This window comes from Caballeronia sp. LjRoot34, from assembly GCF_964253815.1.
Lineage (GTDB): Bacteria > Pseudomonadota > Gammaproteobacteria > Burkholderiales > Burkholderiaceae > Caballeronia.
This window is the reverse complement of sequence record NZ_CAXUSB020000004.1, coordinates 554698-568107: the sequence shown is the minus strand read 5'-3', so window position 1 is coordinate 568107 and position 13410 is coordinate 554698. Positions and strand designations below refer to the sequence as shown.

12 protein-coding genes and 3 pseudogenes are annotated in these 13410 nt (G+C 57.3%); 7 read left to right on the top strand and 8 right to left on the bottom strand.

The window, feature by feature from the left end; all coding sequences use genetic code 11:
* Positions 1-31: 31 nt before the first annotated feature.
* From ACSQ36_RS43170 to ACSQ36_RS43155, 4 genes are read right to left on the bottom strand one after another with little or no spacing between them, the layout of a single operon-like run.
* A complete protein-coding gene (locus tag ACSQ36_RS43170; RefSeq protein WP_047847833.1) occupies positions 32-343 on the bottom strand; it encodes a non-heme iron oxygenase ferredoxin subunit in 312 nt (103 codons plus the stop codon).
* Positions 344-351: 8 nt separating this feature from the next.
* Complete coding sequence (locus ACSQ36_RS43165) at positions 352-825, bottom strand: aromatic-ring-hydroxylating dioxygenase subunit beta (RefSeq protein ID WP_047847832.1); 474 nt, start codon at positions 823-825, stop codon at positions 352-354.
* Between the two features lies 1 nt (position 826).
* The gene (locus ACSQ36_RS43160) at positions 827-2083 is read right to left on the bottom strand and encodes an aromatic ring-hydroxylating dioxygenase subunit alpha (protein WP_047847831.1); all 1257 of its coding nucleotides are present in this window, start codon (positions 2081-2083) and stop codon (positions 827-829) included.
* Between the two features lie 41 nt (positions 2084-2124).
* Complete coding sequence (locus ACSQ36_RS43155; RefSeq protein WP_047847830.1) at positions 2125-3111, bottom strand: 2Fe-2S iron-sulfur cluster-binding protein; 987 nt, start codon at positions 3109-3111, stop codon at positions 2125-2127.
* A 132-nt stretch (positions 3112-3243) separates the two neighbouring features.
* Between ACSQ36_RS43155 and ACSQ36_RS43150 the strand changes: the two genes are divergently transcribed.
* The 6 genes and pseudogenes from ACSQ36_RS43150 (at position 3244) to ACSQ36_RS43125 (ending at position 7676) form a co-directional block, all read left to right on the top strand.
* Positions 3244-4146, top strand: a complete 903-nt coding sequence (locus ACSQ36_RS43150) for a LysR family transcriptional regulator (protein ID WP_047847829.1) — start codon at positions 3244-3246, stop codon at positions 4144-4146.
* Between the two features lie 70 nt (positions 4147-4216).
* Positions 4217-4321, top strand: a pseudogene (locus ACSQ36_RS43145) (3,4-dihydroxy-2-butanone-4-phosphate synthase); the annotation flags it as partial.
* 477 nt (positions 4322-4798) lie between these two features.
* Positions 4799-5294 (top strand): annotated as a pseudogene (locus ACSQ36_RS43140) (3-oxoadipyl-CoA thiolase); the annotation flags it as partial.
* A 60-nt stretch (positions 5295-5354) separates the two neighbouring features.
* Entirely contained in the window at positions 5355-6350 is a 996-nt protein-coding gene (locus ACSQ36_RS43135) for a quinone oxidoreductase family protein (RefSeq protein WP_047847828.1), read from the top strand.
* Between the two features lie 522 nt (positions 6351-6872).
* Positions 6873-7070: a tautomerase family protein gene (locus tag ACSQ36_RS43130; RefSeq protein WP_047847826.1), complete on the top strand. Its 198-nt coding sequence runs from the start codon at positions 6873-6875 to the stop codon at positions 7068-7070.
* Positions 7071-7313: 243 nt separating this feature from the next.
* Entirely contained in the window at positions 7314-7676 is a 363-nt protein-coding gene (locus ACSQ36_RS43125) for a putative quinol monooxygenase (RefSeq protein ID WP_047847825.1), read from the top strand.
* Positions 7677-8144: 468 nt separating this feature from the next.
* On the opposite strand, the gene ACSQ36_RS43120 is transcribed toward ACSQ36_RS43125, so the two are convergent.
* A complete protein-coding gene (locus ACSQ36_RS43120; protein ID WP_047847824.1) occupies positions 8145-8843 on the bottom strand; it encodes an SDR family NAD(P)-dependent oxidoreductase in 699 nt (232 codons plus the stop codon).
* 169 nt (positions 8844-9012) lie between these two features.
* Here ACSQ36_RS43120 and ACSQ36_RS43115 point away from each other — a divergent pair, with 169 nt between their 5' ends.
* Positions 9013-9951, top strand: coding sequence for a LysR substrate-binding domain-containing protein (locus tag ACSQ36_RS43115; protein WP_436186971.1), 939 nt, complete (start codon positions 9013-9015; stop codon positions 9949-9951).
* A gap of 730 nt (positions 9952-10681) precedes the next feature.
* Here ACSQ36_RS43115 and ACSQ36_RS43110 read toward each other — a convergent pair.
* The 3 genes and pseudogenes from ACSQ36_RS43110 to ACSQ36_RS43100 all read right to left on the bottom strand — a co-directional run.
* A pseudogene (locus ACSQ36_RS43110) lies at positions 10682-10943 on the bottom strand (electron transfer flavoprotein subunit beta/FixA family protein); the annotation flags it as partial.
* A gap of 34 nt (positions 10944-10977) precedes the next feature.
* On the bottom strand, positions 10978-12156 hold the full coding sequence (locus ACSQ36_RS43105; RefSeq protein WP_047847822.1) for an acyl-CoA dehydrogenase family protein: 1179 nt from the start codon (positions 12154-12156) through the stop codon (positions 10978-10980).
* Between the two features lie 10 nt (positions 12157-12166).
* Positions 12167-13375, bottom strand: a complete 1209-nt coding sequence (locus ACSQ36_RS43100) for an acyl-CoA dehydrogenase family protein (RefSeq protein WP_436186970.1) — start codon at positions 13373-13375, stop codon at positions 12167-12169.
* Positions 13376-13410 lie beyond the last annotated feature (35 nt).

Sequence of the window (13410 nt, the reverse complement as noted above, 5' to 3'; positions counted from 1 at the left end):
AGCGACAGTTTCTTCAGCGCCCGGTGTCGGGCTAAATTTCGATGTAGACCGAACCGTTCTCGACCTTGATCGGATACGTTTGGATATCCTCGGTCAACGGTTCGCACATGGCCTTACCGCTGCGTACGTCGAACTTGCCCTGGTGCAGCGGGCACTCGATCTCGTGGTCATCGAGGAATCCATCGCACAGACGGGCGTGTCCGTGCGTGCAGACGTTGTCAGTTGCATAGACCGCTCCATCGACGCTGTAGATAGCGACCTCGCGTCCGGCGGCGATTACAGCCGTCACATCGTCCGCCGGTATGGCGACCAGTTCGATGACCTTCGTCCACTGCTTTGCCATCTTTCACCTCAAATCGGGTAAATAATCGAGTTCGCGATCATTTCGCTGTCGAACACGCAGATGCGGCTGGCGAGCTTTAGTCCGTCAGGCGTGCGTCGGACTGAGTCGATATAGCGGCCCACATTGAACACACTCGTGAGTTCGTCAGGCTTCGTACGAAATACCGCGTAGTTGGCCTGCGCCTCGATGTGCCCCGCATTGACTGCTGTTACCTTTGGAATACTAACTACATGCCTTTGGTAGTACGGGTCATGGAAGATGGTCTCGGTCATGCCGTAGACACGGTCCTTTAACATGCCCTTGCTTTCGAACGCGAGCGTCGAGAGCGGGAAGCCACGATCATAGTTTTCGCGCGGCTGAATCTTGTAGACGCAATCGTCCACGAAGAACTCCGGCCAACGATCCCAATCGTTGCTATCCAAAGCAAGGGCATAGTCGGTGTATAGCGCAAGCAATTGTTGCCAGGTTTCGAAATCGAGCATCTCAGACCTCCATCACACGGCGCCAGTAGGCGTACATCCCACGAATCAGGGTCTCCGTGACCATGTGGTCCGAGTCCGCGACTTCTCGCCCCCCGAGTTCAGCGATGGTTCGATGGAATGGCTTCTGCTCGAAGCCCTCCTGCGAAAACTCGATGACTTCGCCGTCATCGGCGGAAACAAACCCCGCTGGGCCGAACAGGTTGGCCTGGCGCAGCCGCCGGCGGGTCATTTCTTCGTTATCGTCCTCGAACCCGAAGTGCGTCCAGACAAAGTCGAACGAGCCGTGACCATTCGGCTGAATGTGCCGTGTGGAAAGCGAATTGACCTGTTGCTGGATGATGACGCTCGGGAACAGGGTCATCAGAACTGCAGTCGGGCCGCCCCACCAGGTCTCATGCACCACGTCGAGGAAACGGTCGTCGTTGAGCGTCATCTGCTCCTTGAAGCTGGACACGCCGTTCGTGACGTCTCCCTTCCCGCCAGAACCCCGGGTCGAGATCATCGCAGCATGGCGGAACTGCTCGTCCATCTTGAGTTCGGACTTGTTATCCGCGCGCCACAGCCCGAACGTAACGAACCACGTGTGCAGCAAGCCCGGGTGGTACGGGTCCTTGATATTTTCCTGCATCAGTTTCCAGTTTCCTGGAATGCGCTGCCGGTTATAGCCATAGATCCTGAGTTTGCGACCGTCGAATACGCGGTCGAAATAGCTAAGGATGATTGGACCTAGGTAGTCTTCAAGCGAAGGCGCGTCGTGATCGAACGACGCGAAAATGACGCCATTACGCGCGGCAACCTTCAGCTTCGTCAAACCGTGCTGCTTAGGATCGAAGTCCGCCGGCATTCCACCGTTGACCCTTCCGTCTGCCTTCACACCACGACGGAAAGGCACACCAACGAGATTGCCCTTCAGGTCGTAGTTCCATTGGTGATACGGGCATGTAAAATCCTTCCGGTTGCCAGACTTCTCGCGACAGAAGCGCACGCCTCGGTGGGCGCACACGTTCTCCACCACGGCGACCTCTCCGTCGTTAGTCCGCGTGACGATAACCGAGCGCTCACCGACCACGGTGCGCTTGAAGTCACCCGCATTTGGAATCTCTGCTTCAAGCCCTACGTAACACCAGTGGCCCGAATAGAAGAAGCGCTCAAGCTCCTTGCGATAGGTTGAATCGTCGGTATATGCCCAGAACGGGATGCGGCTTGAGCCGTCTCCCTTCCATTCGGGCCGTGTAAAGACAATGGGGGCCTCATTCATGGCTTGTCTCCTGATACGGAATTAATTGACAACGTCGGTGTCTACACACCGCTCGCGTAAAAAGCATCCGCGTAGATATGGTCGGGATCGACACCCTTTTGGCGCAACAGGATGGAAGCAGCATCCACCATCACCGGTGCTCCCGCCAGATAGGCGCGCCAGCCGGTCATGTTTTTCCAGTCAGCGTTCACCGCTTCCGTGACAACGCCCGCGCGATACGGGCTACCCGCTGTGCCGGCCGCGACCACGACGTGCACGATGAGGTCCGGCAGCGCCTCGCGAATCTCATTGAGCCAACGAACGCCATATACGTCCTCGGACGAACGAACGCCGAAATAGACGTGCACGGGGTTGCGCATGCGGGCATCGGCCATACCACGCAGGATCGAGAGAATAGGCGCTAGCCCCGTCCCTCCTGCAATACATACGATCGGACCGGTATATTTCTTCCGTAGGTACGCTGTTCCGAGCGGGCCGCTGAGACGCACTGTCTTTCCGACTGTGAGATCTGTCGCCACGTACGAGGTGACGCGGCCGCCCGGCACCAGACGAATGTGAAATTCGACTTCGTCCGAATTCGCTGTGACCGCCATCGAGTACGGCCTAATATGCTGCGGCGTGAATTGCAGGGTGGCGTACTGTCCCGGCGAGAATTCGAATAACTTGGGCAGTGCGAGCCGCACCCGTTTTATGTCGTGCGTCAGGTCCTCGATCCCCACAACGGTCGTCTTGATGATCTTCGCTGGGTGCGCGACGATCTCGTCGACCTCCGGGATTTCTATCACACAGTCTTCCACGACCGTCGTCTGGCAGGCCAGCACCGATTGCCCGTTGGCGGCAGGCAAATTGGAATCAGTCGCGCCAGTTACAAGGACGTTTCCCGAAACGACACGGCACCGGCACGTACCGCATCGGCCGGCCATGCAACTGTATGAAACCGGAATTTGATTGCTACGCAAGGCTTCGAGCAGATTTTCGCCCGGACGTACATCAAGCGTGCGCTGAAGCGGCAGGATTGAAACTTCCATGGAACCAGTGTCTCCGATCTGGACAACTTATGGCCCCATGATGCTTCGAATGACAAAATTGATAAATAGAACATTCTTGATATTTGATATCACCAGGATCAATAATATATGACATGCTTTCGGAGACAAGGGATGGAACTTCAGGAAATCGACCTCAACCTGCTCGTCGTCTTCAATGAACTACTGCGGCAGCGGCGCGTTTCGGCCGTTGCGGCTAGCCTTGGGATATCTCAGCCGGCTATCAGTAACGCGCTAAACCGGCTCAGAAAGGTACTAGGCGACGAGCTCTTTCTTCGCACCTCCAAAGGCATGGTGCCCACGCCGTTCGCCGAGACACTTGCTGAACCGATCGGCTATGCGCTGGGCACGATCCACAACACGCTGAACGTGACGCCTGAGTTCGACCCCGTCACGACCTCTCGCGCTTTCACCATTGCGATGACCGACATCGGCGAAATCTATTTCCTTCCCGGTCTAATGAAACGACTCGCACTCGAGGCATCAGGAATCAAGATAAGCACGGTACGGAATCAATCCGACACGCTGCGTGACGAAATGGAGCGCGGCGCGGTCGATCTAGCGATCGGGTTTCTACCAGATCTCAAGACAGCCTTTTTTCAGCGGCGACTATTTCGGCAGCGTTACGTCTGCCTGTTCCGGAAAGGGCACCCTTTCGCGGAAGCAGGTCTGACAATGAAGTCATTTCTCAACGCTGAGCATGTCTCAATCATTGCGGAGGGCACCGGACATGGCATGGTCGATACTGCGATCCAGCGGGCAGGCATACAGAGGAACGTGCGACTGCGCGTGCCCCACTTCGTAGCTGTCGGGCACATCCTGCAGACAACTGACTTAGTCGCCGTCGTCCCAGAGGCATATGCGAACCGAACCCTCGCGCCGTTCGATCTGCTGAGTGCGCCATGCCCGGTCAAAATTCCGGACATCACTATCAATGTTTTGTGGCACGCGAGAAATCATCGCGAGCCGAGCAATCAATGGCTGCGCCAACTTGTGTTCGACGAATTCGCCCTCTAGCCTCGACTGTGCACGAAGAAAAGCACAACCCCAACAAGATCGGCGATAGATCTTGCGCGCATTACCGGTGATGGCGCACGGTTCGCCTCTGACCGTCGTCGATGATGAGGATCAAGAGAGTGAAGGTAACCTGATTGTCGGTGCAGAGAAAGTGACAGCTGAAACTGTTGCTTTCATGGTCCGTTGGACTAGCGGAGTAATGTGCGGCACCTTGCCAGTGGAGAGGCTACGTGAGGCTCGCGCCGCTCCAGGTGCCGACCTTCAGATCCGCCTTCGTGGTAGCAACGCGCGTCCATTTGCTATCGAACACGAGGAGGGGAATCGGAAGGTACCGCATACGATCGCCCTCGTACCGAGAAGGCATTACGCCAAGTCCAGCACCCAGGCTCCAATGGGTGACATTCGGTGCATCGCTTAACCACGTAAATCCGTCTCCCGGCCTGCCGACGAGCTCCGCATTTTCAGCTTCGGCCGCAACTGTTCCCGAACACAGAATGGCCAATGCCATGGCCGACAGTAAAGGTTGCTTCCGGTAACATCTTTTTTTCACAGTCGCTCCTGACAAAATGAAGCGAGACGGGATCGACTGTATGTCTGATGCACTTACCAATTACTTACTGGAGAAAAGGCCAGAAAATCGCGCTCCAATGATGCGGGTAATGCGTCGGGCGTCAAAGACGGCGCGGCGGCGTCGCTGCTCGCCAACGAGAAAAGCGCGAAGAGCCTTGCTTCACGCCGCGTACACGCTTGCACGGCATGCCAACGGCCGCGGATGCGTCGCGCGTGATAGAGATCGGCCCGGCGCCCGCGACGCGACGCGACGCGAAAGTCATTGTCGGATCTGAACATGACGATCGACCAGTTCGACGAGATCGAACTCAACGAAGCCGTTCGCATCGCAATGCATCGCTATGATGCTCACACTCAATGTCGCGGATGGCGCCGCTCGCGTGAACCCGAACGGCGACGGAGTTGCACTTGGGCATCTGCTCAGCATGAGCGACGCTCGTCTGGTGACGACCGCGACGAATCAATTGCAACGCACGCAAGGGAGCTTCGCATTGTGCACAATGTGCATTGGCGTCGGCCACGGTGTTCCTATCGTGATAGAAAATTCTTCGATTTACAGCCTGGCAATTCCTTGCTAACCCATAGAGTACAGGCAACCATTTCTGGCAGCCATAACCTGCAATGTAGTGAGGTATGTCATGCAATCAGTCAGCGGTTCGATCGTCATGCGCCAATACGGCCCCCCGGCCGTATTGCGATTCGAAACCACCCGTTTGCCCCCGCTCGCTCCCAACGACATCCGGATCCGGACAATGGCGGCCGCCATCAATCACACGGATCTCAAAATCCGCGCTGGGAACTGGCCAATTGCAAAGGTGGCTCCGTTTCCCTACGTTCCTGGTGTCGAGGTGGTGGGGGCGATCGAGGCCATCGGCGAGAGCGTGACGGGTCTTAGGGTTGGCCAGCGTGTCATTACAATGATGCAGGGGCTGGGTGGCGTTCGCGCGTGGCGTCCAGGCGCGTATGCGGAATACGTCGACGTGGCGGAAGGATCGATTGCCCCGTTGCCGGGCGATATCGATATTCTGCAAATAGCGGCACTTGGTCTGGCTGCCGTGACGGCGTTTCATGGACTGGAGCGCATCGGCACTTCGACGAATCGGCGCATCCTTGTGACCGGTGCGGCGGGCGGCGTGGGTTCCGCCGCCACCGCGATCGCCAGCGCAACCGGCGCAGAGGTCGTTGCGCTAATCGCGCGACAGGAGCAGGAGGAACATGTACGCCGACTGGGCGCACGAGACGTGGTTGTCATACCGAAGGGGGACGATCTACCGCTCGGACAAGATCAGTTCGACGGTGTGCTCGATACAGTAGGTGGTGTTCTGTTCCCGAAACTATGCGCCGCGTTGCGCCCAAAAGGTAGGTTGTCGCTCGTGGGCGCGGTGGGTGGTGGCAACGTCGGCTTTGACGCTTGGCACCTCATCAAGCCCATCGTTTTGACCGGCTACTCGACCGAGAGCCTTGACGGTGACGGGTTACGCCTTGCGATCGAAATGATCGTATCGGCGGTGCTTTCCGGCAAACTCGCTTCGATCCCCTATCGTACGTTGCCGCTACGTGATGCCGCACTCGGCCACCAGCAACTAGAGAGTGGGCAAGGGAGCGCCCGTTTTCTACTGGTTCCCGGTGAATGACAAAGTCGCACCTGGGCGGAGTTAAGCGCCATTACTAGGACGTATGGCGTTCGGCCTATGGACCCCTCTGCTCACTTTCAGCGCGTGCTATCACACGCCCGTGCCGCACGGATAAGTTATCAAATCGCAATCCATCGGCAGTGCGCTGACGATCTGCGACAGTAGCCTTGATTCAACAGCCCAAACGCGGCGAGCTTGATATCGTCGTTGGCAGAACTTCATCGCAGGCCGACGATATGCGGACACAATCAATCTGATCACTCGTACGAAACGCGCTCGGAGCCGCGTTGGCCGTGGCTGACTCGCAACCTACCGGCCGGCTGTTATCAAACTGCCCAGGTGATTTTCAATCTCAAAACGCTCATTGTCGACTTTTTTTCTACTCTAATCGTATATTCCGGTTGTTTATCCTCGTTGACGACTCCGATAGACTGCTTCTCGAAGTTCACCCGCTGGCGTGGCGGCTCACCCATACCGCTGCTACTGCGCAACATCCACCGCATATTCTTTGAGGACTCCGTCATGCCCGTCGTACGTGTGAGCTGGTTCGAAGGCAAGGACACTACCGCCAAAAAGGCAGTCGCCGCCGAAATCACCGAAAGCATTGTCAAGAACACCGGTACCGATCCGAAGTATATCTATGTCATCTTCGAAGACATCGCCCCGTCAGATTGGGCTGGTGCTGGTCAACTGTTTGGAGAAGGTCCAAAGTCCTCCTGACGCCATCACTGCAGAACGGGCGGGTTTGTCCGGCCGCCGTTTCTCTCGTCTCTGCGTTCGCTGGGACGCGAGAGTTCGCGTTTATCGCGCTCTTCGCCTTTGAAAAGTCGGCAGCCGTATCTTTAAATGCGATGCCCTCTCCGACAACAGGTCGATAGCGCGAGTCTTCGCAGACATTCGGATCAGGTTGGCAACGCCTCGATGCCGTGACGAGCGGCAAAATTTAACGCGATGAGAGATACCATGCATAACGAAATCACCTGTGTTTTTTCCCTCGAAGTCCAACCCGGGAAATTCGACGAGTTCAAGCAACTGGTAGCGCAAATAGTCCCGCTCGCCGGAGCTGAGCCCGGTACGATCATGTACGAATACAGCGCGAGTCACGATGGCAATACCGCACATATCGTCGAGCGTTATCGGGACTCCCGGGCGATCGTCGAACACGTCGAACAGACGTTCGGACCTTACGCCGAGCGGTTTCTATCCCTCGTAAAGGTCAAGGGGCTCGTCGTCTACGGCAATCCCGACACTGGGGCACGCCAGAAACTCAACGCGTTCGCCCCAATCTACCTCTCCCAATTCGACGGTTTCAAGCGCTGGGATTAATATTCCCCTCGCCGCTCGCGACAATTCGATAGGATTGCCACGCTTTGTCCCCACCGTGTGGGCGCGGCGGTGTTCCTCGAACAGACATGACATCAGCTAGTTAAGCAAATCTGCCATGTATCTGGATGCCAGCGATAGAGATCGGCATCGTGATGCTTGACGCCTTGACACGAGCGTCGGTCAATACTTCGTCAGCGCCGGTTTGCGCGAGCCGATGTAATAGGCTCTCCCCCACATTCAGACACGATCGAACAACAGCCCTCCATCACGACCCCTCCCTCCGGCTGAAAGATTGACCGCAAGGTGGCCCTGCAACGCTCATTCCACCGACGAGAGCGCAAACGCAAGCGGGGCTAAGGACAGTCAATACCGCCCACAGCGCCGCGATGATCGCGAATGCCCCAGGAGATACCGGTCGCCGCCCGAAGTATGACCGCCGACACCCTGCTTCTCGCGGCTACAGCGTCCTTACCAAGGGATCGTGTTGCCCTGATAGTCGACGAACACAAGACCCGGCTTGCCAGCATGCTGATCGATCACATCGGCGAGGCCACGCACGCTTTCTTTCACCTCGACTGGCGCATCCGGTCCACCCATGTCGGTTCGCACCCAACCCGGCATCAGGGCCAGGAACGAACGCTGACCGCCGGCGCGCACAACGAGGCTGCGCAGTAACATATTGAGCGCGACCTTACTGGCGCGGTACGTTTCATAGCCGCCATCCGTGTTGGTGGAGATGCTGGCGAGCGCTGTCGACATAGCGGCCACGCGTCCCTCGGCCTTTACAACGCGACTCAGCGTTTCGATCACGCGCAGTGGGCTCAACGCATTCGTGACCATCACGTGCGCAAATTCCTCCGTGGTAATTTCGTTGATCGTCTGGTTTGCGTTATCGCTGACGCCAGCATTCACGATCAGGACGTCGAGCGACTCGCCGCGCAGGCTGTCGGCCAGCGCGGAAATCTGATCGCGATCGTTAATGTCGAGCGTTTTGACGACCAGTCTGCTGTCCGCATTCGCCGCCAAGCCAGCCAGTGCGACTGAGGGCCTGCGCTCGGTCGCAATCACTCTCCATCCTCGGCTGAGATATTCGCGAACAAGACCCAGACCGATGCCGCGCGATGCGCCAACAATTAGGATAGACGGTTGATATTGAACTTCAGACATACGGCACCTCAAGAATGGTAGACCAAAGAAAGGCTGACTGCATCGCAATCTCGGGCGGATCGGGCGCAAGCGGTCACTGCATCGAATTCGTTGCAGCTGACACGGCTATCATGCTATCGGCGAATTGACCGCTGATAAACACGCTAAAATGCGACATTCTGTAGAAAATATGTCGACTATCTTCGTCCTAGGCCATCCTATGATTCCATTAGAATCGCTCAACGGGGTCGCCACGTTCGTCGCGACGGCACGTTCGAACAGCTTCACCGAAGCCGCGGAAAAACTCGGCATTTCTAAATCGGCGGTCGGCAAATCGATTGCCCGGTTGGAGCAGCGGCTCGGCGCCAATCTGTTTCACCGGACGACTCGGCGCATAACCCTGTCCGCCGACGGCGAGGCTTACTTTGCCGCATGCGCGTCGGCGCTCGATGAAATCGCCACGGCAGAATCCGGTCTCGGCCCGCGCTCCCGTGAGCCTGTTGGGCGCTTGCGGATCGACATGGCGTCTGCATTCGGCCGGCAGTTTATGCTGCCGATCCTCTTGGAGATCGGGAACGCTTACCCCGGGTTGCACTTCACGATGACCTTCACCGACCACGTGATCGATCCGGTCGAGGAGGGAGTCGATCTCGCCATTCGTTTCGGCGAACTGGCAGACTCGAGCGGCGTGGTGGCACGGCGACTGGCATCGCAACAATGGGTGATTTGTGGATCCCCCGCGTATCTGGCACGTCATGGCACGCCACAGAACCTCGACGATATCGACGAGCACCGATGCGTTGTTGGCTACCGCCGCGGCCTGCCCTTATCGTGGCGAGTCAAGCAAGATGGCCAGTCATTCCGGCTGCATCCTCCACCGACGCATCAGATAAGCGATGGCGAGGCGATGATCGACGCTGCCGCGGCCGGGCTCGGTCTGTGCCAAATGCCACTGTCGCTGTTCCGCAAGCCTATCGAAGCGGGCCACCTCGTCACGGTCCTCGACGACTATCGGCCCGATCCCGTAGATGTCCATGCTATATGGCCGAAGGTGGCTCACCTGCGGCCGAAAGTCCGGCATGTCGTCGATGCGCTCATCGAGCTAGGAAGTCAGGGACGTTTCGATTGAGCTCGACATGTTGCGCATATGCCGCCGTGCTCGCACCTCGGCACGAGCAATTGCGTCTCCCGTGGCGGCGCGCGAAACGCATCCGACAGGCAATCGATCAGGCAGCGGACATTATTAGCGACTTCTGCCGCTGGGTTAGTCAGCACGTGGCTCTGGACTAACCGGAGCCTGGCTGCTTCACGATCGGCAATCGAATCGCACCTTACGTCGACATTGTCCTTTGCATCGATCGCACTGGACGTCGTGTGCTGCATGGCTGACTTTCGGCTTCATCCCCTGTGGCGAACGCCCCAACTACGCAATGATCCTCGCTGGAAAATCACGCGCGGTGGCGAAGACGTTGAACGACGCGGCATTTCCCGCAATCTGGCTACGCCACGTCCCTTTCTGATCCCGGATGCCGCAGCAAATCGCACACTGTTGAGTGGCAGTTCCGGCAAGGGATTAAGGGGGCTTTGTCAGTCGGTGCCGACCTCGAGAGAAATAGCGGCGCCGAGACACTCGAATAGCAGAGTCAAAGTCCGGTTCGGTCGCGAGGTGCTTGTGATCTACACTCACAAGCCACCCCTGAGCTGATCTACACCACCTTATACGGCCCTCATCGTAAAGGCCGGAGAACCACCGCCAAAGAGATGCGTCTTCCTCGTTAGCAATCTTCGCTGCGTCAGACCGCACCTGTCCGGGACGGACAATCGACATGTCTAGCTCCAATGGACTGGTGTGCCCTGGCCGATTCGACTAGGATCGCTCGATCCGCGGCGGTCGCCATCGCGGCACACTGCATCTCCTGATTTACGTCACGCCGCACGACACAGCAACGACCTCAGCCGTCACACCGGCTTCGCGCAAGCGGACCGCTTCCTCAACAGCTGGTCTCATCGAAGGGGTTCATTGATATCTTTCATTCGCGAACTCGACATTCGAATTGTCCGATTTCACGCAATCTTCGCGTGATAGTCGATCAACCGCCTCGCAGCGATCAGCATCTTCATTGCTCAACTCCTGTACTGACAGTAGCAGCGAAAGCTATTTGTCCACTTCTTGCGATCGATTGCCTGCCATGAAGGATTCTCTCGACGCACGGCACAATGCGATGTAGCGATCAAGGTGATGGTCCTCGTCGCCTAGTTGATGATCGATGAGCACGAGACGCTTGGCATAATGCGAAACCGGAAGCTCCCACGTCATTCCGATTCCACCGTGAAGCTGAATGCATCCTTCGGCGACAAGCGCACCGACCCGACCGATGGTGTACTTCGCAGCTGAAAGCGAACGTTCACGGTCGGTGCGATTTGCGCTTAGCGCCGCAGCGGCATTGATCGCTGACGATCGCGCTTGCTCAATCTCAAGTAACAGGTCCGCCATACGGTGTTGAAGGGCCTGAAAACTGCCGATAGGAACGCCAAACTGCTTGCGTGTACGGAGGTAGTCCAGCGTCTGGTCCTTCGCGACATCCATTGCGCCGACCGCTTCAGAAACGAGCGCTACTAGGCCGTAACCAATAACGTATTCAAGCGTGGCATGACCTTGCCCCTCGCTTCCAAGTAAAGTGCCAGAGTCGACTTCCACGTCTTCAAGTACGATCTCCGCCGCGCGCCCGCCGTCAATCTTCCTATACCCGCGCACGTGCATTCCTTCCAAGTCGCTGGGCAAAAGAAATAAAGAAATCCCTGTCTCGTCGCCGGCACTCCCAGAGGTCCGTGCGGAAACGAGCAGCATATCTGCGTGCTCGCCATGTTGGACGACACCCTTCGCGCCATTTAAAAGCCAGCCCTCACCGTACTTCTCCGCACGAGTCGCTACCTGCGACGCCTCATAATGAGAACCAGGCTCGTCATGCGCTAGAGCGACAATGCGCGTTCCTTCGATCATCCGCCCAATCTGCATGCGCTGTGCTTCATTGCCGCACTGCGCAATCGCACGCCCGACGATCAGCACGTCCAGGAAGGGTTCAACGACAAGTCCGCGCCCAAGGGATTCAAATACAACGGCAACGTCGAAGCCGTCTCCGCCAAAGCCGCCGTCCTCCTCATCAAACAACGCCCCTATCACGCCCAACTCGGCGAACTGGTGCCACATGTCGACGTTAAATCCCTCATCGGAAGTCGCGATCCGGTCGCGTGTCTCAAAGCCATATTGTTCGGCGATGAAACGGTTAAGCGAATCCGCGAGCATCCGGCGCTCTTCAGTGTGCTGGAAATTCATTGAGGTACCTTTACAGCCCGAGAATCATCTTCGAGATGATGCTTCTCTGAATTTCATTGGAGCCGCCAAAGATCGACAGCTTGCGATTGTTGAAATATTGCGATGCGGCGCTAGCGGCCTCAGTTGGGCCGACCTGCGGACCGTCATAGCCCTCCTCAAGCGCTTCCTCGATCAACGGTTGCGCATAAGGACCCATCGCGCGACGTAGGAGCGACGAGATCTCCTGGCGGATCTCGGTGCCGCGGATCTTCAGCATCGAGCTTTCGGCGCCGGGTACTCCGCCGCCTGCGACGGCTGCAATCACCCGAAGGTTGGTCGTCTTCATGTTCTGAAGGTCTATCTCGACGCGCGCCAGCCGCGCAGCGAATTGCGGATCATCGAGGAGAGGATGGCCATTGCGCTTGACCGTTTGCGCAGCTCCCTTAAGGCGCTGGAGCGCAGCTACAGAAAAGCCGACGCCCGCAATATTCGTTCGCTCGTACGTCAACAGGTACTTCGCGTAAGTCCAGGCCTTGTTCTCCTCTCCAACGAGATTCTCTGCCGGCACCCGGACGTCAGTGAAGAACACTTCGTTCACTTCGTGTTCGCCGTCCAGGGTGATAATTGGCCGCACTTCGACGCCCGGCGTGTTCATATCGATTAGCAGGAAGCTGATACCTTCCTGTTTGCGCACGTCTGTGGCGGTCCGCACGAGGCAGAAGATCATGTTCGCGTACTGCGCCAGTGTCGTCCACGTCTTCTGGCCATTCACCTCGTAGTAGTCTTCGCCGTTGTCGGTTCGTCGCACCGCTGTCGTGCGTACCGACGCAAGATCGGAACCCGCACCCGGCTCAGAATAACCCTGACACCACCAGTCGGATCCATCGAGAATGCGTGGCAACCAATAGCGCTTCTGCGCTTCACTTCCATATTTGATAAGCACTGGTCCGAGCATGTTGACGCCGAAGGGCACGATGCGTGGAGCCCCGGCGATTGCGCATTCGTTCTCGAAAATGAACTTTTGCACCGCGTTCCAGCCGGGGCCACCATATTCTCGTGCCCAGTGATTTGCGAGCCAGCCCTTGTCATTCAGAATGCGATGCCACTCGGCCATGTCATCTCGCGTAAGGCGCTTTCCCGCATGTACCTTGTCGGCGATGCGCCGCGGCAGCCGTTCGCTCAAAAAACGCAGTACCTCTAGCCGAAATGCTTCTTCTTCGGGATTAAAATTCAGGTCCATTGGATAAGTCTCTTCGAAGATGTGAACGCGCAACA